The organism is Listeria goaensis, assembly GCF_900186125.1.
Taxonomy (GTDB): Bacteria; Bacillota; Bacilli; order Lactobacillales; family Listeriaceae; genus Listeria; species Listeria goaensis.
The window spans coordinates 40,648-60,176 of the sequence record NZ_FYBQ01000010.1 but is presented as its reverse complement, the minus strand read 5'-3'; the positions used below and the strand labels follow the sequence as shown (position 1 = coordinate 60,176).

General features: G+C 39.0%; 25 protein-coding genes and 1 pseudogene. 1 reads left to right on the top strand and 25 read right to left on the bottom strand.

Features of this window, described 5'->3' with window-relative positions:
• Positions 1–22 precede the first annotated feature (22 nt).
• From CFT42_RS11330 to CFT42_RS11300, 7 genes are all read right to left on the bottom strand, one after another.
• Positions 23–1,057 (bottom strand): zinc-binding dehydrogenase, encoded by a 1,035-nt coding sequence (locus tag CFT42_RS11330; protein WP_088810672.1) that lies wholly within the window; start codon positions 1,055–1,057, stop codon positions 23–25.
• A complete protein-coding gene (locus CFT42_RS11325; protein ID WP_088816174.1) occupies positions 1,058–2,110 on the bottom strand; it encodes a galactitol-1-phosphate 5-dehydrogenase in 1,053 nt (350 codons plus the stop codon).
• A gap of 26 nt (positions 2,111–2,136) precedes the next feature.
• Positions 2,137–3,408, bottom strand: a complete 1,272-nt coding sequence (locus tag CFT42_RS11320; RefSeq protein ID WP_088810670.1) for a PTS galactitol transporter subunit IIC — start codon at positions 3,406–3,408, stop codon at positions 2,137–2,139.
• 86 nt (positions 3,409–3,494) lie between these two features.
• Positions 3,495–3,776, bottom strand: coding sequence for a PTS sugar transporter subunit IIB (locus CFT42_RS11315; RefSeq protein ID WP_088810669.1), 282 nt, complete (start codon positions 3,774–3,776; stop codon positions 3,495–3,497).
• Between the two features lies 1 nt (position 3,777).
• Positions 3,778–4,251, bottom strand: coding sequence for a PTS sugar transporter subunit IIA (locus tag CFT42_RS11310; RefSeq protein WP_088810668.1), 474 nt, complete (start codon positions 4,249–4,251; stop codon positions 3,778–3,780).
• Positions 4,251–6,317, bottom strand: coding sequence for a BglG family transcription antiterminator (locus CFT42_RS11305; protein ID WP_088810667.1), 2,067 nt, complete (start codon positions 6,315–6,317; stop codon positions 4,251–4,253). The genes CFT42_RS11310 and CFT42_RS11305 overlap by 1 nt, the downstream gene beginning before the upstream one ends.
• 319 nt (positions 6,318–6,636) lie before the next feature.
• Entirely contained in the window at positions 6,637–6,993 is a 357-nt protein-coding gene (locus tag CFT42_RS11300; protein WP_088816173.1) for a VOC family protein, read from the bottom strand.
• 121 nt (positions 6,994–7,114) lie between these two features.
• On the opposite strand from CFT42_RS11300, the gene CFT42_RS11295 reads away from it, so the two are divergent.
• Entirely contained in the window at positions 7,115–7,576 is a 462-nt protein-coding gene (locus tag CFT42_RS11295) for a universal stress protein (RefSeq protein WP_088816172.1), read from the top strand.
• A 242-nt stretch (positions 7,577–7,818) separates the two neighbouring features.
• On the opposite strand, the gene CFT42_RS11290 is transcribed toward CFT42_RS11295, so the two are convergent.
• From CFT42_RS11290 to CFT42_RS11210, 18 genes and pseudogenes are all read right to left on the bottom strand, one after another.
• Positions 7,819–8,271, bottom strand: coding sequence for a hypothetical protein (locus tag CFT42_RS11290; RefSeq protein ID WP_088824929.1), 453 nt, complete (start codon positions 8,269–8,271; stop codon positions 7,819–7,821).
• Positions 8,272–8,634: 363 nt separating this feature from the next.
• A complete protein-coding gene (locus tag CFT42_RS11285; protein ID WP_088816170.1) occupies positions 8,635–9,120 on the bottom strand; it encodes an immunity protein YezG family protein in 486 nt (161 codons plus the stop codon).
• Between the two features lie 6 nt (positions 9,121–9,126).
• Positions 9,127–9,522, bottom strand: a pseudogene (locus tag CFT42_RS11280) (DNA/RNA non-specific endonuclease); the annotation flags it as partial.
• A 208-nt stretch (positions 9,523–9,730) separates the two neighbouring features.
• Complete coding sequence (locus CFT42_RS11275) at positions 9,731–10,441, bottom strand: SMI1/KNR4 family protein (protein ID WP_088816169.1); 711 nt, start codon at positions 10,439–10,441, stop codon at positions 9,731–9,733.
• A 6-nt stretch (positions 10,442–10,447) separates the two neighbouring features.
• On the bottom strand, positions 10,448–12,091 hold the full coding sequence (locus CFT42_RS15020; protein ID WP_244169967.1) for a hypothetical protein: 1,644 nt from the start codon (positions 12,089–12,091) through the stop codon (positions 10,448–10,450).
• Between the two features lie 103 nt (positions 12,092–12,194).
• Positions 12,195–12,539, bottom strand: a complete 345-nt coding sequence (locus CFT42_RS11265; protein ID WP_088816168.1) for an immunity protein Imm33 domain-containing protein — start codon at positions 12,537–12,539, stop codon at positions 12,195–12,197.
• Positions 12,520–12,810, bottom strand: coding sequence for a hypothetical protein (locus tag CFT42_RS11260; protein WP_088816167.1), 291 nt, complete (start codon positions 12,808–12,810; stop codon positions 12,520–12,522). The genes CFT42_RS11265 and CFT42_RS11260 overlap by 20 nt, the downstream gene beginning before the upstream one ends.
• 14 nt (positions 12,811–12,824) lie before the next feature.
• Positions 12,825–13,340, bottom strand: coding sequence for a hypothetical protein (locus tag CFT42_RS11255; protein WP_088816166.1), 516 nt, complete (start codon positions 13,338–13,340; stop codon positions 12,825–12,827).
• Positions 13,341–13,362: 22 nt separating this feature from the next.
• Positions 13,363–14,103 carry a hypothetical protein gene (locus tag CFT42_RS15015; protein ID WP_088816165.1) on the bottom strand — a complete coding sequence of 247 codons (741 nt, stop codon included), beginning with the start codon at positions 14,101–14,103 and terminating at the stop codon, positions 13,363–13,365.
• A gap of 289 nt (positions 14,104–14,392) precedes the next feature.
• Complete coding sequence (locus CFT42_RS11245) at positions 14,393–14,605, bottom strand: hypothetical protein (protein WP_244169966.1); 213 nt, start codon at positions 14,603–14,605, stop codon at positions 14,393–14,395.
• A gap of 20 nt (positions 14,606–14,625) precedes the next feature.
• Positions 14,626–15,123 carry a hypothetical protein gene (locus CFT42_RS11240; protein ID WP_088816164.1) on the bottom strand — a complete coding sequence of 166 codons (498 nt, stop codon included), beginning with the start codon at positions 15,121–15,123 and terminating at the stop codon, positions 14,626–14,628.
• Positions 15,123–15,725: a hypothetical protein gene (locus tag CFT42_RS11235; RefSeq protein ID WP_088816163.1), complete on the bottom strand. Its 603-nt coding sequence runs from the start codon at positions 15,723–15,725 to the stop codon at positions 15,123–15,125. Before CFT42_RS11235 ends, CFT42_RS11240 begins: the two co-directional genes overlap by 1 nt.
• A gap of 5 nt (positions 15,726–15,730) precedes the next feature.
• A complete protein-coding gene (locus CFT42_RS14800) occupies positions 15,731–15,892 on the bottom strand; it encodes a hypothetical protein (RefSeq protein ID WP_159458168.1) in 162 nt (53 codons plus the stop codon).
• Between the two features lie 255 nt (positions 15,893–16,147).
• Positions 16,148–16,660, bottom strand: coding sequence for a hypothetical protein (locus CFT42_RS11230; RefSeq protein ID WP_088816162.1), 513 nt, complete (start codon positions 16,658–16,660; stop codon positions 16,148–16,150).
• Between the two features lie 18 nt (positions 16,661–16,678).
• Positions 16,679–18,448 carry a T7SS effector LXG polymorphic toxin gene (locus CFT42_RS11225; RefSeq protein ID WP_088816161.1) on the bottom strand — a complete coding sequence of 590 codons (1,770 nt, stop codon included), beginning with the start codon at positions 18,446–18,448 and terminating at the stop codon, positions 16,679–16,681.
• Positions 18,432–18,728, bottom strand: a complete 297-nt coding sequence (locus CFT42_RS11220; RefSeq protein WP_088816160.1) for a hypothetical protein — start codon at positions 18,726–18,728, stop codon at positions 18,432–18,434. Before CFT42_RS11220 ends, CFT42_RS11225 begins: the two co-directional genes overlap by 17 nt.
• Positions 18,729–18,746: 18 nt before the next feature.
• The gene (locus tag CFT42_RS11215) at positions 18,747–19,163 is read right to left on the bottom strand and encodes a YwqH-like family protein (protein ID WP_088816159.1); all 417 of its coding nucleotides are present in this window, start codon (positions 19,161–19,163) and stop codon (positions 18,747–18,749) included.
• 14 nt (positions 19,164–19,177) lie between these two features.
• Positions 19,178–19,528 (bottom strand): DUF4176 domain-containing protein, encoded by a 351-nt coding sequence (locus CFT42_RS11210; protein ID WP_088816158.1) that lies wholly within the window; start codon positions 19,526–19,528, stop codon positions 19,178–19,180.
• Position 19,529 lies beyond the last annotated feature (1 nt).

Genomic DNA, 19,529 nt, shown 5'->3' with positions numbered 1-19,529 from the left:
CAGTCATCCTCCTTATGGTTACTTAATTTGATTTCACTAATACTTTGATTTCATTTCCAGCCATCACTGCTTCAAAACCCGCGCGCCAGTCGTCTAAATCATAGACTTTTGTAATCATTTCGTCTGCGTTAATTTGACCTTTAGCGAGTAAATCAAGCGCGAGAATCCACGAACTTGGTTTCTGTGAACGACTGCCAATATAAGCTATTTCACGTTGAATAATTGCTTCCTCATCAATTGCATTTTTCTTTTCAGCAAATAAGCCAACTTGAACGAAATCGCCTTTTTTCTTTGTTAACGGAAGGCCTTGATTAACCGCTGGGACCGCGCCAGAGCAGTCAAACACTTTATCCGCACCGTAGCCGTCTGTCATGCTTAGAACGATATCCTCTAAATCATCGGTTAGCGTATCGACAACCTTGTCTACGCCTAGTTTAAGTGCCAGAAGAAGTCGCGCCTTATCTTTTGTAATCCCCGCCATGATGACTGTCGCACCTTGTGCCACCGCAACTTGCGCAAGTAGGAGTCCAATCGGTCCCGGTCCAAAAATGAGGACTGTGTCACGCGCACCCACTTCCGTTTTTTCCAAAGCCGCATGCACACAACAAGCAAGTGGTTCCGTTAGCGCCGCTGCCTCGTATGAAATGCTATCTGCGAGCAAATGACAGCTCTCCTCGCGCGACAACACATACTCCGCAAAACTGCCGTTAGCTTGCGTTCCAATTCCTTTTCGGTTGCTACATAAATTGTAATCACGCTCTTTGCAATAAACGCACTCGCCACAAGTTTCGAACGTCGTTTCACTCGTCACCCGGTCACCAATTTTGAATTTCGTAACCAAAGGACCAACCGCAACCACCTCACCTGAAAATTCGTGGCCGAGCGTCACTGGCGTTGTCGGATTTTTGTACTCCCCTTTAAACGTATGAATATCCGATCCGCAAATCCCCGTATACGCAACTTTAATTGTGACACGGTCGCCGTAAACCTCTGGAACAGGCACATCTCGGAGTTCCATTTTGTCATAACCAGGTTCTGTTTTCACTACCGCTTTCATTTATAACACTTCCTTCTGTGGTAAAATCAGCACTTTGTTGTAATCTTCCTTGCGACCTAAAATCATTTCAAAGGCGGCTGCCGTATTTTGAACAGCATAGCGATGCGAGATAAGCGGTTTCAATTTAATCTTCCCTTGCCGCACAAACTCAATCGAATTCTGCCACTCTTTCCCTGGAAACGGCGCCGAATACGAATTCCAAAAACCCTTTAGCGTCAACTCGCGCCGGAAAATATTTTCAAACGCTTCCTCACGCAAGAGCACGTCCGCATAAGCAATTCCTTGGTAACCAATCTTGCCCTTCTTCCTCGTCACAAGCAAACACTGCTCCTGCGTCACCTTCGAACCCGCGCATTCCATCGCAATATCAACACCTAAACCATTTGTTAGCTCTAAAACGCGCGCCAACAAATCTTCCTTTAGGGGGTTAATTGTGTGCGTGCATCCGAACTGACGCGCATCTTCCAGTTTCTTGTCGCTAATGTCCACCGCAATGATGTCCTTTACACCCGTCAAATTCAAGCATTGCACCGTCAAAATCCCAATCGTCCCAACACCAAAAACTAACACCGTATCGCCGACTTTCGGCCGAATGCCTAGTACCCCGTGCATCGAAACCGCAAGCGGTTCTAGCATTGCCGCCTCCTCAAAATCGAGGTCATGAATTTTAATGACATTTTCCGCCCTCAAAACGGTATTTTCCGCAAAAGCGCCGTAAAAGTGTGAACCAATCATGCGATAATTGTCACATAAGGAAAACTCGCCTGATTTGCAGTACGTACATTTGCCGCATGGTTCAAGCGGAATACCCGCCACACGGTCGCCGACAGCAACATTCGTCACGTCACGACCAACTTCCGTAATCACACCCGAAAACTCATGTCCCATGACAGCTGGCAGCGGATATTTCCATCTCGTTTGCATCTTATGAATATCCGAACCGCAAATCCCAGCCGCCATCACCTTAACGCGAACTTCATCCGCATGACAAACAGCTTCTTCAATTTCTTCCGCCTTTATTTCATTGTTCTGATAGAGCACAGCTGCTCTCATAATCCGTCACCTCGGTTACATATTTCTTAGAAAATTGCCGCCCACATTTGGGAGAATTTCAAGATAATCCAGTTAAAGAAGTTACCACCCATATCAAGCGTACTCACCTCAGATGCTCCTTTAGGGAACTCATATACACCGCTCATCATTTCCGTATGCACAGGCCCAAAGTCCGTCGCCATCAGAAGCGCAAGAGCGATAACCACTGTTCCGGCTAAAACGGAGTGTAAAATGTTCCCTTTTCGACTAGCTACAACGAACGATACGTAAAATGGAATTGTGGCCAAGTCACCAAAAGGCAACACCTTATTCCCCGGAATAATAACCGCTAGGAAAAGTGTAATCGGTACGAGAATTAAACCAGTTGAAATGTTGGCCGGGTGCCCAATTGAGAGCGCCGCGTCAAGCCCAATATAAAGTTCGCGCCCTTTAAAACGAGATTTCATAAAATCACGCGCCGATTCGGAAATCGGAATTAAGCCTTCCATCAAAATTTTAACCATCCGTGGCATGAGGAACATCACGGCGCCCATTGACATCCCAAGTTGCGCTGTAGCGCCGACGTCATAGCCAGCAAGAAGTCCAATCGCAATCCCGAGAATGAGGCCCATCATCATTGGCTCACCGAAAATACCAAAGCGTTTTTGAATCGTTTCCGGATCAATATGAATATTTTTAATCCCCGGAATTCTAGCAATCAGCCACCCAATTGGAATTCCGACAAACCCGAATGCCGCTGTGGAGCCTGTTGGTAACGAAATCCCTTTCAACCCGTAAAAATCTTCTACCATGTGTTGCGTTTTGTCTGCCATCCAAAGTACGAGCACCTCGTAAATGATGGCGCAGAGAATCGCGAACCACCAGCTGCCGCCCGTTACGATATAACCTGTCGCACCCGCTGCAATGAAGTGCCAATAGTTCCAAATGTCGATGTCGAGCGTCTTAGTTGCCTTCATCAAAATAAGTAATAAGTTAACCGCCAAACAAATTGGAATTAAAATCGCCGCAACTGGTGATGCCCATGAAGCCGCCGCTGCTGCTGGCCAGCCCGCATCAATAATCGTTAAGTTCATGCCGAAGCGTTCAACCATTTGTTGCGCTGCTGGACCCAAGTTGTCAGAAAGCAAACTAATAACTAAGTTTATCCCAACAAAACCGATACCAATTGTAATTGCCGAACGAACCGCTTTTTTAGCTGGCACACGGAAAATAAGTGCAATAAAGAAAATCATAATCGGTAAAATAACAGTTGGACCGAGATTAAGTACGTACTGTACTCCTGCTAGTAGTTTATCCATTTTCTTTTTCCTCCCTAAAGCAAGTCTTTTTATTTTGATAACAAGGGTCATCTATTCCGAAGATTTAGACAACCCTTAATCATCAGTTACTTTAAATACGATAAAATTTCTTCGTCCAATTCCTCCATACCCATTCCTGTAATATAGCTTGTCGCAATGATTGCCGGAATTTTGTACGTCGTCGGCAAAATCGTTGTCGACACAATCAAGTCCGCCCCGTCTTGAAGCCCTGCTGCCTCCGAAATTTTAATTTGCTTCACTGTCGCATCAATATGATGTTCCTTCACCAAATTTTCCACCTTATCAGTTACCACCGTTGATGTTGCAATTCCTGCCCCACATGCTACTAAAATTGTATATTGACTCATTTTAAATTCCTCCTATCGCTATTTTTTCCAAAGTTTGAATGATTTCCTCCGCTGAATTAGCCGCATGAAGCGCGCGAATATTCCCCTTATCTTGAATGATGCCCATTAGTTGCCGCAATACTTCAAGTTGACTGTGCGGCTCGTTTAAACCGAGCACAAAAATCACTTCTGCTTTTACATGTTGGTTTTTATCTTCCATGAGTTGAAACGGAATGCCTTCTTTACTCGTCAAAACAGCGATAAATTGTTCATTCACACATTCTGGGTCGGTATGCGGAAGCGCCACGCCATATCCATCGAGTTTTAATCCCGTGGGAAAGACCGCCTCACGCTCCATCAGTTTTCCTAGAAAATGATTCGTCACATAGTGGAGTTCCGCCCCTTTATCCGCTACCGTTTTAAAAACATCTTCTTGCGTGACGCAAGTTGTATCTGTCCATATCAGCTCTTTGTACAAAAATTTCACTAAATCCATTACGACTCCTCCTGTAGCTCGTTTCCCGTATTATTTTTAATAATTGCATGCATCATTTCTGTGTTTTTTGCTGCGCTAAGTTTGGCAAGCTCACTCTTTTTACCTGAAAGCTCCATCAGTTGACGAAGCGCCGTGAAATGCGCGTTTTTATCCACTGCCGCAATCACAACAATAAAATGCAGCGGCGTTCCGTCCTCCAAAAACAATCCTTCTTCCACAAAAAGCATACTCATGCCAAGACTCAAAACACCTTTTTCTGTTTCCGCATGAGGGATTGCAATCGTTTTCCCAAGAACAATATTGAGCGAAGGCACCCCGTGTTGCTTTTGCATCTCAAGAATATATTCATTCGTGATTGAACCCGAGGCCAGAAGAGGACTCGCCGCGATTTCAATCGCATCTTCAAAACTTGAAATATTTTTCAAACGAATAATGCGTTCTTTTGGGATTAAATCAGCTAGATTTTGTTTCGCGTCGCGGTCGTCCAGCTTTTTCTCCTCCGTCGGGTGCAGCTTTTCCGCAAGCGCCCGTTCTAGTTTTTCCGGATCACGAATATCCGCATATTTTTGGACGGTTTTCATTAAACTATCCACGCTTAAATAGTCTTCAATCAAATAAACCGAGCGTAGAACTCGCCTTCTAAGTTCAATTTTTTCCTTTTCATCCATCAATTGACTTATTAAAAAGAATTTTTTGTTAGTCGTAAGTGGAACTGCTGAGAACACCATATCGTAAAGTAAATTCGTCTGCTCAAATTCCCGAATAGACATCGCTTGGTAAAAGAAAATTTCTGGAAACAAGCTTCGAAGTGTTTTTTCCATCAGACGTGAAATCGAAAGTCCATTCGGGCAAACCACAACAGCTTTCATACGCGTTTGCAGCTTCTCTGTCGTTTCAATTAAATGGCCGCCAACAAAAAGTGTGATGAAAATACTTTCGTTTTCAGGAACTCGCGTCCCAATAAATTTTTCCAAAGGGTAAAGCGACTGTTTCACAATATAATGCACCGCCTGAAACTCCTCATCAATCCTGTCTAAAATGCTGTAATCCGTTGTTAAACGGTATTTGATACGATAATAAGCTGGTTTGATATGGGCAAATAACTTTTCTAGTAGCGTTTCTTTATCCACAAGCTGAACTACTGCTTTTTTCTCAAACTCTGTTAAAAATTCTGCCAATGCCAGCCTAAGTTTCGGCATTTCCTCCGATTTTAGATGGTCCTTCAAAAGAACATTTGTTGTTAAAATTTGAAGTGTAATGTACATCCGTTCTTCTTTCGATACATTTCCCAAACCGCTTATTAAAATTTCCGCCGCCCCGTACTCACGCGTATCCGAAAGTTCGCTATAATCAATTTGGAAAGCTGTCGTAATCGTCTGGTTGCTATTAATTCTTCTAAAAATTGCAATTAAAATGTACGGCAAAATCTGCATCTTGCTATCAATAAAGTGGAGATTGAGATGCGTTTCTACTTGTTCGAGTTTCAACCGCAACCCTTCAACTTCCGCTTTTTCCATCTGCATAAACCGTTTTAAATAATCTTCGCCGCCGTAACTTTCAATCACATGTTCCGCCGCGATAAGCATCGCCGTTCGCACATTCCACTCATCTCCCACAACCAAATACCCTTTCATGCGTGAATATTTGACTTCAAGGTGGAACTTATCCAGCATCTTTTGAACAGCTTTCAAATCGCGTAAAACCGTATTTTTACTCACCTCCAGTTCACTAATAAAATGGTTTAACGATAATTCCTCATTTCGGGTTGTGAGCATAAGAATGATTAAACTCGCTCGTTCTTTCTCTGAAGGAATGTACCAATCAGCTTTTTCAAACTCATCCTCACCAATAATTTTAAACAGGTCAGGATAGGTAACAAATCGCCCGCCAGCACCACGATGAATTTTAGGAAAAGCTTGCTCCTCCAGCCAATTATTAATCTTCAAGAAACTATAATCGACTTGCCTGCGACTAAGCCCAAATTTCTCTTGCAGCTCCGCATTTGTAACATCTGGATGTCTCAAAATCTCTTTTAGAAGCGTGTCGCTACGTTCATCCAAATACATGTCGTTCCCTCCTGTTCTACTTCATTATAATTCTTAGCCAAACAAAAATGTACACGCTTTCATCACCAAAATTCGTGGAAGCCGTGTACATCTTTGGACTTTACTTGTGTATTTATTAACAATTTTCACATGCTGCACCGCTAAAAACCGCATGAATAAGCAATCCTCTCTCAAAGTTTGTTAACCGTTTTGTGCACCATGGGACCAACGAACAAAAAAAGACACCGCGCTTTGCTGTTCAAAACGCTGTGCCTACACTTATTATACAAACCCCCACTTACAAAAAGCAATCTAATTTTTGAAAAAAGCAATCGTCTTATTATGCGTAATCGCCTTCCAAAATCATAATCTTATTACCAATCGGGTCGATGAAATTTAATTCGCGGCCGCCCCACTCGGCAAGCCTCGGCGGCGTGTCTGTCACCCCGCGCGCGTTTAGTTCCGCGTAAGTTTCATCTAAGCTTTCACACGAAAAAACAAACTCAACTGGCGCGCTCTTCGCCTCTTCCTGCCACACAATGATGCCCGGTTCAGCGAGCGTAAAGCCAAGTTTCGCCCCAACGCTATCCCCGTGCCCCGGAAAAACAATTGGAATCCCAAGCTTCTCATGATAAAAATCGACCAATTCAGCCGCGCTCGGCCCCGCAATATTCACACCTTCAAATTTTCTAATCATTCATTCACACCTCCATAAACCTATTCTACCCTAAAATGTCACACCACATCCCCTTTTAAACAAATAACGTCTAAAAATCTCTTAATCTGGGTATAAAACAATATAGGAAAGGGTGAGAAAATTGACAACATATAAACGAATTTTAGTTGGCGTAGACGGTTCCAACGAAGCAGAAGCAGCCCTAAGACGCGGAATCACCATCGCAAAAGAAGCCGATGCCACACTCGGAATCGGCTTCATCGCAGACATTCGCCGCATCGCCCCACTCATTGATTACGAACAAACCTATGCAAAAAAAGCCAAAGCCTACGGGGAAGAACTTGTAGAAATCTACAAAAATGAGGCCGAAAAAGCCGGTGTCAAACACGTCGAAACTTTCGTCCACTTTGGAACACCCAAAACCACATTCGTGAAAAAAATACTTAAAAATTTTGGCGCCGACCTTGTGCTCGTCGGTTCAACCGGCCTCACCGCATCTGAACAACTTATCCTCGGTAGCGTCACCGAATTCGTCGCCAAACACGCGAGCTGCGATGTTATTGTTGTCCGGGGGAAACCGTGGAATGCGAAAAGCTTTGAATGAAAATAGGCAGGAACTTATATAGCTATTATCTGAACTAGCTATATAAGTTCCTGCCTTTCTTAATATGCTTTATAATTTTGTTCATCTCTCTACTCAATCCATTCGGATATCACTGAAGATGGTATTAAAAATTTATCTAAAGAAGAAGCAAAAAAGCTAACAGATATCTTGTTCAAGAATTTTCTAGCAATCACAGAAATTGGATATGACTGATGACGAAATGGAAGTTATGAAGGTACTTGTCATAAAACAATTTCTAATTGAGGTCTCCGTAATGCCCTTAAATCAGGATTTCCATTAGCACTATATAGCTTCTCAGCCCGTTTGCTTCCGCCATCCAAATTCACATCAAACTTCCGAAGCACATCTTTCAAATTCTCGGTCCCTTGAGCGATTTTGGAAGGCGCTTGGTTCGGGATGCCTCCCATGCCAGCTAAGGCTAAATTTTTTCGTGGCGGCAAGTTTAAAGAGCCTTTCATGGCGGTTGCCGTTTGTCCGACCTTGTCCAATCCTTTGATGCCTTTTTGTGTGGCGACCTGTAATGCGTCTTGAGTGGCGGTTTTTAGGCTGACCATCCGCGTTCTCATTTGTGTTTGACCAAGTTTGGCAATATCCCCCACTTGTGTGGGGACATTTTTCACGCCTTGTAAGAGGGCATCACTCACGTTTGCTAAACGACTTCCTGAGCGCATCATTTGTACACCGCCGGTTAGGGCTTTGACGCCTGGAATGACATCCAGAACCGCAAAAGCGCCGTCGTTAAACGTGTTCCAGCCGCTTGAGTGGCGTCGTTTGCTGCTGTTTTTAGGTTGCCGAGGCGTGATGCGATTTCAGATTTTCCAAGGCGTCTATTTTGGTTGTGGCTGTCTTCATACCACTTGTGAAGGCATTATCTGCTAGTCCCGCTAGGTGAGTACTGGTTGTGACAACTCTCGCTCCACTTAATTGTGTAGTTTCAATGAATCCAAAAGAAATAATCCGTAATGAAAAAAATAATATCTATTACGGATTATTTCATGTTAAATATTTAGGCACTTTTTTCATTTGTTTTTGGAGATTTAAATTGGATTATTAGGATATTCTTGTAGATATTTATCTATAATTTGCTGAAACTTTTCATCTTGTGGCTTTTCATCTAAGTATTTATACTTCCATATAATCATTTGATCAGTAAAGCTATAGTCAGTTTCTAACCAATTAGTATAATCAAAATGCATCTTAAATTTACCTGTACTGTCTAAACTCATGGTAAATGAGTACCATAATTCCTGATGGTTATCTTTAAATACTTCTTGTATTTTTTTACTCATTTTATATAAATCGTATTCATTCTTCTTGAAAGCACTACTATCCGTTTTAAATAGCTTTGGAATATCCAAGTTATATATATATTCACCATGTTGTTCAGATTTATAATAAAAGTATATACCTCCACCTGTTTTAGAGACTTGAGCATAAAAATAAAAATTACTCCATCGTTCTGGTATCATTTGGTTTGTTTTTTCGGCAATTTCTTGATACAGTACATTTAATTCTTTTTCCATAATCTATTAACCTCCTGCAATTTCCTCTATAAACTTAGTAAATTCTCCTTGTCCCCCAATTGAATATTTGACATAGAAAGCATCTGGTCTCAGTGAGCCCCCAGAATAAAGGGGTTCTATCTTAACCGAAGCTTTTTTAGGTGTTACCTCTTTTAGAGCACTCGCCCATTCTTGTTCCATTGAATACCATTCCCCACCAGATCGATTAATTTGGCTATTTTGAGCAACCAGATTGTCTATATCTCCTGATCCATTAAATTGACTACCGATTAAATGGCCTCCATCATCATCTATTAATCTATCTTCTCACCCTATAATTCTCCACAATTCATCGGTTGTATAACGATAACCATCTTCTGTTATATACCTTGTATTTGGAGATAGTTCATTTCTGCCTTGCTTACACCAAAAATCAGAAAGCAAAAGGAGCCACACGCTAAAATGAGCTCCTTTGCCCTCTGATATACAATCCTATTTGATTGGTCCCATCAATTCAGGAATCAAATCCTCGTATTCCTCTGTATTTGCACTTTTTAAATAACCTTGATAAAAAATCCAAGTCTAAATTCTTTCCAAAAAGATGTAATTTGAGAAGAAAAGATTTATACTATCACTCAAAACCCATAACAATCCATTCATCTACAATAGCCCAAAAATCAAGATTATATCTTGGTGCTTTTTTCGCTGACCATAAGACTGCCTGATTAGGTGATTCGTTTGTTAAATCTAAAACAACATACATCCCCATGCCATTACTAAAGAAACCATAACTTCTAGCTAAATCAATATCAGGTTTTATGTTCTCCTCCTCAATTATTGACCATTCATAGTCGTCTAAATAAGTAATATTTTCTATACTATCAATCCCCATACTTCTACTAGGAAAATAATAAAAACCATCGTGAAGTATTTCATAAAACTCACAAAGTTTACTGGGTACATTTCTCCAATCACGTTTCAGTTCTTCATGATTCTTAAAATTCTCTTCTAACGGATTACCGCCTGTATAGTATAGAATTTTATTAGATGAATTCTTAATTGAATAAAGCAAGTAATATTTACTCCCTATTCTCATAACTTCAACATCCTCTAAAAATTCTTCTAAATATGAAATCGTATTTCTTAATTCTTCTCCTATAACATCTTTCCATTGCTGAACAATTCTACTGACTCTTTCTGACGAATTGTTTATAGCTATTATCTGTTTCCATAGCTGTGGGACATTCTCATCAACAATTTCATTACTTTTTATTAATTCAACTTGTGCATCTTTAATAAAAATATATTTATTTAAAAAACTTAACTTGTTCTCATTATCCATAAAGATTTACCTTCCTCTCAAAGTTTCATCTATTAACTGCTGAATCCGTCTTTCCAGCTCTTTCTCTACCCCCATCATACGTTCTCTATATGCCGGATCTATTGGTATGCCTTCTTTTTTATACATTGTCCACTCTTCAAAGGACTTACTACCCTTAGATGAATTGGCAGACTTACTTAAACCTGCAAAATTATCTTCGTAATTCAAAAGAGCTATCTGTTCCTCTCTAGTTAATTTTTCAAAACCTTCCATTTTAGTAATTTTATCCATTGATACAATATGGTCAGCTTCTAACCTACTTGTTACCTGTTTACCTGGTATAGCTGGATCTGCCATTGGTAGTGATACACCTTCATTTACCCTATCTCTTAATTGAGGAGTAGGGGTTTCTCCTCTCAATTCCTTGTACAAATCATCTGAAATTCTTCTATCCCCATATCTTGCTCCTGATGAAATAATCTCATCTCCGCTTGTAACTACATCATTCATTATACCATCTGTCTTCTTAGCTACGCCACCCAAAGAAGTATCAATCTTACTCAAAACCGCTCTCACTTCATCACTTGCTTTTGACAGGCTTGTCGCTGCTTTACTACCGGCTGGTAATGCACCTGCTCCTTCCATTGCTAGTTGTCTCTTTGGCAAAGCATTGCTTATATTATCTGAAAAACGGGCTACGGCTTCACTTGCTTCATCAATAGAGGTAGTTAGACGCTTCCCAGCTGATTGAATCGCATCGTTTGCGGCCGTTTTTAAATTTCCTAAACGTGACGCCACTTCCGATTTCCCAATGCGAATCACGTCATCTATTTTAGACGTAGCCGTCTTCATACCACTTGTAAAGACATTATCTGCTAGTCCCGCTAGGCGAGTACTGGTTGTGACAGCTCTTGCTCCACTTGATAGTGCTTTGACACCGGGAACAATATCGAGTAGGGATAAGCCACCTCGTAATATCCTTTCACCAGTATCTAATTCGCGTCCGGAAACCCAATCTTTCCCAGAAATTGCTGAGCTCATCTCTAGTGCCCCCATCGCAAAACCAAGCGCAAGGCCTGCTGGCGGGCAAAAGATTCCGACTCCAATAATGACTACTGCACTCACAATATTTACCCAAAATTCTTTCTCTTGTTGTTCATCCTTAATCGATTTATACTCGAAAGCTCTTGTATGAACGGAGCCAACGATGAAATCAGACTTACTTACCTTTTCATCAGGATTAGCGAGTTTCCATTCGTTATACATGTCAGTAAGCTCGTTCCCGTAGAAATTATCCCCACTAAGTAAGTCTTCAATGTTTGCTTCTTTTTTAGGCACTTCGATCGTCGTTGTTTGTCCGTAAGAGTAGCTATTATAAACCGTTTGAGTCGAGGTTGCACCAATTCGATTTGTTGTTGTATAGGTTGTAATGCTTAAATCTTGCATACCATCCACAAACGCATCTAAATCTTTATGGAAAGGTTCATCTACTGTTTCATTCACAACACCGTCTACTTTATCCATAAACTTGCTGAGAATGCTGATATCTTCCCCGATGCTGTCTCGTTTTGATTGGTTACTTGAATGGCTGTATGAAATAGCAAAAAGATATGGAAAAACTAATCTCACTATCGAGTTAGTTTTTCCATATCTTTTTTGATATTGCAACAATACGGCTAGCTTTTGTTAGCTATTAGCAACTTGATTAGCGAGTTTACCTCTTATCACTCAAGGCTCTATTTTCTCAATTCCCATCGCTTGGTAGAGTGTCTTTCTATTTTGTTGTTATTATCTCATCAATAGTTATTTCTCTATCAGTTTTCAAATCATAAAATCCAATATGAACATCTTTTTCATACAACCAACATAAATCTGCTCCATATGGGGCACTAAAAATTTCTAACATTACTGGAGCTATCTTAAATATAGAATCTGCATTTAAAATTGTAAAGTTACTAGAGTCATTTACATACTCTTCATCATCCAATTCAGAATAAAGCATCCAACCATTTAAATTATTATTTTCTGATTTTTCCCTAAATGAGTACTTTATCGGATTTCCTTTGCAAATATTATTAGAGACTATAAATCCTCCGAAATCAGAATTGTTTATTCTCACTTTCAAATTCCTCCACAACTGTAATAAAATCATTTCTCCATGAATATTCTTTCGCATAATCTAAACATGATTTCCCAAAGCTATCTTTTAACCTGTAATTTGATCCTTCTTTTAACAACACGTAATATAGTGGTTTATTTTCATTTGTTGATAGCTTATCAATTGTAACTATTCCTGTGACAACTTCTTTACCTAGTTCCTTTGCTACTGTTCCAAATATATCGTGTGTTTGTTGATTTCCCGCAAATTCAGAATAGCAGGGTGAAAACATAATCACCTTTTTTGTTACATGTATTTTTCAATTTCCTTTTGATTTACAGGATAAACTTTTCCATAAGGTCCTGTATACTCATTTCCACTAGTGTCTTCTGTCCATCCACATCCTGCACACTCTAAAAGAATCTTATCAGAATTGTCCTTATAAACTAATTTAATATATCTCAACTCATCATTTGGCGTGATAGGACAATCTTTCCCAGAATATACTGTGACCATATCCCATAATGTATCTCGAATTGACATTGCTAGTGTATCTATATTTTCATATGCTCTTACTAAGCGCTTTGCTTCCATGTCTAAACAAATATCTGGGGTAGCAACTAGATATTCATTTATATTAATATCTAGAAGTTCATTCAATCCCCATTCATCTTTTACTTCGTCAGTAAATTCTATGGGATGTTTTTTTACAAAAGATACTAATGCCTCATAATAACTAAAAAAGTTCTTTAACGCTTGAGAGTCACTAAAAATTTGATAATATTCTTTTAATAAATCTTCACTAATTGTCTCTTCTCTCATAATTGCCTCCACAATAATAATTTTAAGGTGCTGGAACTGGATAAGTAGTTATTAAATTTCCAGCTCGGTCAGTAATTATTTCAATCCAACTAGTAGGTTTGCCACCAAATTTCAAGGCGGTATTTCCAATTATTTCTCCTGTATCCACAATTCTCTTATACTGTCCACCAGACATATCAATCACAGTGGATTTAACAGCTCTGGGAGATTGCAAAATCTGTTTTAATTTATCAGTAGTTATTGAAAAAATAGAACGACTGTTTGCAAGCGGTCTATTAAAGTGCCCATCATATACATGTTCAAATCCTGCTGATACTGGCTTTCCTGTTGAAGGTCTTTTTGGAGTAAATCTAGTTCTCCCATTCGCTACATTAATTCTTGACTGTACAACTCCAATGTCTGAATTAGGAACATTAGCCCCTAAAGTGCTACTTGTATTTTTAGAAATCGCTTGATTGGCTGTACTCGTTTCAAAAGAACCTTTCTTTGGCGAGCTAAGATTGATGTCTTTTATGCTTTCAGGGGAAAGGACCGTCTTAGCTGAGATACCACTATTCGGGACAGCCTTAACTTGAAACGCACTCATATTACTTAATCCCTTATACGCACCCCAACCAGCTGTCAGCCCTGTCAGCAGACTGCCTCCAATACCTATATTCCTAGCCGCATCTTCCCCAACAAACTGAGGTAGGAACTCATTCGCTGCCCAATTGGTCGTATATCCAGTACCAGCTGCGGCTTCATACGCTTGTTGATTTCCCATAAAAATGGTATCTCTTAATCGTCTTCCACATCACGTAAATTTTTGTTTAGTTTTCTAGTAACATGCTAATTTCAACACTTTTGAAATTAGCAAAAAGATATGAGCACACTAATCTCGCTATAGAGTTAGTTCTCTCATATCTTTTTTGGTATTGCAGTCTCCATACAATGAATACGGCTAACTTTTGTTAGCTAGTGGCGACTCGATTAATGAGTTCCTGATTACTAGTCAAGACCTTATCACTTGATTACTAGTCTTGTGATAAAGTGCCTTTTTCTAGGGATAGTCTTTATTTACTAAAATCTTTCTTAATATCTTCTAAGCCTTTCATCAGAGCATCTTGTATAACATCAACAGTCGTTTGGTATTTAGAGTCTTTAGACTTAACGATATTAACAAACTCCTTAAGCATACCATCTACCATAATCGTCACACCTTCAACTTTTTCTCCCGTTTGCTCATTTTCAAATTCTTCTGCCATTATTGAAATAGTTTTTTTCAATTTAAAACATTCCTTCCTAATTAATCATTAAATAAATTGGTACCACCATGATTAAGCCAATATTTTTTCGAAATTGGAATTTCATTTTCAAAATCTGTATATTTAGAATCCCAAAATTCAGGAGCATAGTCTTCATATGAAGATGGTTCCGAGTAATTTGAATACAATATTTTCTTGTCAAAATCCACATACAAACTAGGTCTATAATCATATTTCCAGCTGTCATCTATATTACTTTTACTTTTTGATAAGGATTCTCTTAATTCTTCAACAGTTGTTTTATTTTCTTTTATTAAATTAAGAAATTCTAAAGCATTAGAGGTATCTAGAACTAAGTTGTTTTTTCTACTTTCATCAATATAGTCAGTATTAATACTATATCCTTTATTTTTAAATGCTTCAATACGTTTCTGATAATCTAAAAACCAAATTTCTTTATCAGAAACATACCATAATAAATTTCCTTCTAAAACAACTGCTACAATTATATTTTTCGTATAGTCTGGTATCAAATTCATTACTTTCCACCCTTCGTTACCTTAACATTAATAGCATGTTCTTCAATCCATTCAGACCAAGGCGGGGGAAACTCAACGCTTACTCCTGGAGTAGTTGGGTCAGTCAGTTTCGGTGCAGCTCCCCCTTGATTTGCTGGATTAGTTTTTGAGCCAGCTTGAGGAATTATATTTTCTTGTACAAAGTCATCAAACCACTTCGGCATCTCAATTTCTATCAAATCTGCACCCAATCTATTGCTTTCAATAAAATGTTTCGCATGTTCTCCATTATCAATACTTATATTTAAATCTCTATCTTTTTTGTTGATAAAAATATTTCCATCTCCATCTACAACAATTCTATCTTGGCTAGATTTAGTTCCTTGTCCGCCTTGAACTCTACGATAAATAACTGTTTCTTCTGCTACCTCAAGTCCACTAACTTTCTCACCAGTCTCAAAAGTACTACTCGCGTTTTTAGAAATCGCTTGATTAGTTTTACTCGTTTCAAAAGCGCCTTTCTTTGGTGAACTAAGATTAACATCTTGTATTCCCTCAGAGGGAATGGTAGGCTTAGACAGAACTCCACTATTCGGGACAGCCTTAACTTGAAACGCACTCATATTACTTAAGCACCCCAACCAGCTGTCAGTCCTGTCAGCAGACTGCCTCCAATACCTATATTCCTAGCCGCATCTTCCCCAACAAACTGAGGTAGGAACTCATTCGCTACCCAATTGGTCGTATATCCAGTACCAGCTGCAGCTTCATACGCTTGTTGATTTCCCATAAAAATGGTATCTCTTAATCGTCTTCCACATCACGTAAATTTTTGTTTAGTTTTCTAGTAACATGCTAATTTCAACACTTTTGAAATTAACAAAAGATATGAGCACACTAATCTCACTATAGAGTTAGTTTTCTCATATCTTTTGCTACATTTGCTGCTATATCAGCTCCTCCAACACCATCTATTCTACAAGACCAGAAAAATGCAGCATCTGAATCTGTTTTTAATTTTATTCGAATTTCATTTTGCTTAAAATTAAGTAGTAGACTCTATACTTTCATTAAGTTCTGTCCATTCATCATCTGAGAAACTAGAAAATTCCAAGCCAATAACCTCACCCTCTTCATTTAGAAATAAAGATACATGGCTAGACATTTTTATAACAGAATCTATCTTTTCTTCATCCAATTTAAAATATATTTTTTTTCGTTCCCTAAGTATTTTAAAAGCAGCTTCTTTAGTTATAATCGAATTTACATCAAAAATATTTGTTTGTATCACTGGATTTTTTTCTGTATACTCCCCAACAATTAAATTAGAATCTTCTATATCATTGATGGATGTGAATACTACTTCTACAATTTTCTGTGTAACAGAATTAATTTTGATCTCAACAAATGATTCATGTTCGTTAACGAATCTATAATAAAAAAATTCTCCTAATCTATACTTATCATCATTTTCAGAAAACGATATAGTGAGTGGGACGTAATAGTCAACTTCCACATCATCTTTAACCAGTTTATTTTCATAACTTTTAATCTTCATATTATACTCCTTTCATAGTTAAGGTAGATACACAGCATGTTTAACAACTGGTAATTGTCCTGCTTCTCTAGCTGGACTAAATATTAATTCCCAATTATCTATCATTATTTTAGTATCAAAATTTATTCCTGTGGAAGTGGCTTGTTCTACAGCGCCTTGGAAACTTCTTAACAATTGTTGTTCAGTAAGTTTTTGTCCATGGGATAGATTCCTAGTTGAATATTCTATCATGTGCTTGGTTCCGTTTGGATTTACCCACAATTTCCCTCCGTTAACGTTTATTTCAAAAGATTTAGGAATTGTAGTTCCTTCTCTTGGAGGTTGCGTGCCTTTAATATCATCCCAAACGGTACCCGTGGCCTCACCAGTTCGCTCACTAAATCTTGCAACATTGCTCAAATCCTCTGTAATTATTGTTCCAGCCTTAACTTGAAACGCACTCATATTACTTAATCCCTTATACGCACCCCAACCAGCTGTCAGTCCTGTCAACAGACTGCCTCCAATACCTATATTCCTAGCCGCATCTTCCCCAACAAACTGAGGTAGAAACTCATTCGCTGCCCAATTAGTCGCATATCCTGTTCCACCTGCTACCGCTCCTGTAATTGCTTCCTTACCTAGTTCCTTGGCTACTGCTTGTGCGACTAATTTCTTTGTTACAGCCGTTCCAGCTGTTTTCGCGGTGGTTTCCGCCGCTTTTAATCCGACACCAACTGGAATGCAAAGCCCTGCAGCTGTTGTAGCTACTGTTCCAAATATATCATACGCTTGCTGATTTCCCATAAATATTGTATCTCTTAGTGGGTTTATTGCCATTGAAAAACCGTCACCAGTCGCACCGTAGTATATATCTTGTCCAGCCTCGACTAAATTAGAAGCACCGTATGCCATAGATGCAGTCCCTGCAACTGTTGCCGTCACTACCAGCGGTGTTGCTGCTCCTGCTGTTAAAACAATCGCAGCACCACCTATCACAATGGCACCTACAGCAAATACTGCATTCCATATTCCTTTTTCTTTTCTTGCATCCGCTAATTCTTTTTCGTATGCCTTCCATCTCGCTTCCTCGCGACCACCGGCAGCCTTGATTTGACTTTGACTCGCTTCCATACCTGTCGCCGAAGCTTGAAGGGCAGCACCTAAATCTTGTGCCCCGTTAGCAGTTGCAATACTTCCAGCTTCATATTGTGTAACAACGTTTGAATTTTTCCCCTGATAATCTGCTATCAACAATTTTAAAGCTTGGAGCATATTTTTAAAATTTACTAAGTCCTCATTCTTGTGTTTTGTTTCATACTCACCCGTTTTAGTTCTTAGCTCGCCTACTCTCTTTGAGGCATCTTCATAACTTTGTAAAACATTTTGGGCGGAAATTTTAGTAGCTAATATATCATTTATTGTCCCTATCGTACTGTCTAAATTCACTTCCTCTACTTCAAAAGCACTTTTCGATGATTTAAAAAAGCTAATTAATTCGTCAAAAACTTTTTCGTCCAATTGAGCATGTAAATCGTTGTCAATTTCTTGAAAATAGCCATCTTTGTATAATAAGAAACGCACCTGATATTCTTGAATAATTTGCCCTATGCTGCCTAAAATATTTCCGTGCACTTCCGCTAAGTAAGTCTTCACGCTGTCAGCTGCCTGCCCCTTTAATTGGTTCATCGAGATGATTGGACTAATGGATTTTGAAATAGCTTCAAGTTGATCCGAATAAGCTTTACTAGTAGAATTAGTAAACGCGCCTACGGACATTATATCATCATACTTAATCTGATAAACCATTTTGTATCCCCCGTCCTAATGCATTGTCCGTCTCCACTAACGAATTTCCAATATCATGTATCGTTGACAAGTCTTTTTGTAGTAGTGTCTTATAACTTTCTAAAACAGATTGCATCTCCTTAAACTGGTCTACAAAATTATCTAACGCAATTGACTTGGACGTAATTTCTGGCATAGAACCTGCATCTGCAAGAAAATCTCCAGCATTTTTTTGAGCTGCTCCCACAAGAGCGAAGAAAATAATGGAGTTAATTTGAATCATTTCAAACCCCAAAATCATTCATCTCCTTTCACAAAATTAGTGATGCACTAATTTGTCTATTTCATTTCCCAAATTATTGATTTGGTTTCCTAACCACCCGATTAATCCACCTTTTTCATTCGCCTCATTTTCTAAACGTGTAATTTCGTCACATATCTCGTCATAGTAGTTATCGATTTTTTTATAGTACGTGTCGTAATCTGTCTTAAAGGTGCCCTCCATGAGATTTTTAAAGTCTGTTAATTTTTTACCTTGCCAAGTATCTGGTTGCTCGGATTTATCCTTTACCTTACTTTTTAAATCTTTTATTTCGGTTTGGACATTTGCGACTTCTTTCTTTGCCGTCCTCAAGCGCTCTAATTTTTCTTCAATCGAAGCTTTATCACTTACACATTGATTGAGTTCTGCTTGTTTGGCGGATTTTTGACTCTTTAAGGTTGCAGCATCAGTCATTTAAACTCCTCCTGTTACCCTAAGTTTAATTTATTGCTATTCGTTGTAGTATTTTTTTGAAGTTCAGCAGGGTTTCCTTTTGGTATATCTGCTTGCTCAATCCACATTTTCAAATTATCAAGCATCAATTCATTATCATCATCTGAAAATCCTTCTACTACAATCTTTTGTATATCTTCATTGTTGAAATAAATCAGGCTATCACCCATCATTCCTTCTGGATATAAGCAGGCTCCGTAATCAAAGTATTTAGCCTCATTCTCAATGAAAGTTGCTAATCCCCTGGCAATAACCATAATTTTCTTTGTGTTTCCTTTAACAATAACTATGCTCCCTAGCGGTAAAAATGTAGTGTTTTCATCCATC

Bases quoted from the DNA above. Each gene is read 5' to 3' on its own strand.
- CFT42_RS11325 (WP_088816174.1), bottom strand. From the start codon at position 2,110: ATGAGAGCAGCTGTGCTCTATCAGAACAATGAAATAAAGGCGGAAGAA.
- CFT42_RS11285 (WP_088816170.1), bottom strand. From the start codon at position 9,120: ATGGAAAAAGAATTAAATGTACTGTATCAAGAAATTGCCGAAAAAACA.
- CFT42_RS11235 (WP_088816163.1), bottom strand. From the start codon at position 15,725: ATGAGTGCGTTTCAAGTTAAGGCTGTCCCGAATAGTGGAGTTCTGTCT.
- CFT42_RS11310 (WP_088810668.1), bottom strand. From the start codon at position 4,251: ATGGATTTAGTGAAATTTTTGTACAAAGAGCTGATATGGACAGATACA.
- CFT42_RS11275 (WP_088816169.1), bottom strand. From the start codon at position 10,441: ATGGATAATGAGAACAAGTTAAGTTTTTTAAATAAATATATTTTTATT.
- CFT42_RS11300 (WP_088816173.1), bottom strand. From the start codon at position 6,993: ATGATTAGAAAATTTGAAGGTGTGAATATTGCGGGGCCGAGCGCGGCT.
- CFT42_RS11240 (WP_088816164.1), bottom strand. From the start codon at position 15,123: ATGAATTTGATACCAGACTATACGAAAAATATAATTGTAGCAGTTGTT.
- CFT42_RS15015 (WP_088816165.1), bottom strand. From the start codon at position 14,103: ATGGGAAATCAACAAGCGTATGAAGCCGCAGCTGGTACTGGATATACG.
- CFT42_RS11305 (WP_088810667.1), bottom strand. From the start codon at position 6,317: ATGTATTTGGATGAACGTAGCGACACGCTTCTAAAAGAGATTTTGAGA.
- CFT42_RS11215 (WP_088816159.1), bottom strand. From the start codon at position 19,163: ATGACTGATGCTGCAACCTTAAAGAGTCAAAAATCCGCCAAACAAGCA.
- CFT42_RS11320 (WP_088810670.1), bottom strand. From the start codon at position 3,408: ATGGATAAACTACTAGCAGGAGTACAGTACGTACTTAATCTCGGTCCA.
- CFT42_RS11260 (WP_088816167.1), bottom strand. From the start codon at position 12,810: ATGTTTTCACCCTGCTATTCTGAATTTGCGGGAAATCAACAAACACAC.
- CFT42_RS11255 (WP_088816166.1), bottom strand. From the start codon at position 13,340: ATGAGAGAAGAGACAATTAGTGAAGATTTATTAAAAGAATATTATCAA.
- CFT42_RS11225 (WP_088816161.1), bottom strand. From the start codon at position 18,448: ATGGTTTATCAGATTAAGTATGATGATATAATGTCCGTAGGCGCGTTT.
- CFT42_RS11330 (WP_088810672.1), bottom strand. From the start codon at position 1,057: ATGAAAGCGGTAGTGAAAACAGAACCTGGTTATGACAAAATGGAACTC.
- CFT42_RS11210 (WP_088816158.1), bottom strand. From the start codon at position 19,528: ATGGATGAAAACACTACATTTTTACCGCTAGGGAGCATAGTTATTGTT.
- CFT42_RS11230 (WP_088816162.1), bottom strand. From the start codon at position 16,660: ATGAAGATTAAAAGTTATGAAAATAAACTGGTTAAAGATGATGTGGAA.
- CFT42_RS11290 (WP_088824929.1), bottom strand. From the start codon at position 8,271: ATGATGCGCTCAGGAAGTCGTTTAGCAAACGTGAGTGATGCCCTCTTA.
- CFT42_RS14800 (WP_159458168.1), bottom strand. From the start codon at position 15,892: ATGGGAAATCAACAAGCGTATGAAGCTGCAGCTGGTACTGGATATACG.
- CFT42_RS11315 (WP_088810669.1), bottom strand. From the start codon at position 3,776: ATGAGTCAATATACAATTTTAGTAGCATGTGGGGCAGGAATTGCAACA.
- CFT42_RS11220 (WP_088816160.1), bottom strand. From the start codon at position 18,728: ATGATTTTGGGGTTTGAAATGATTCAAATTAACTCCATTATTTTCTTC.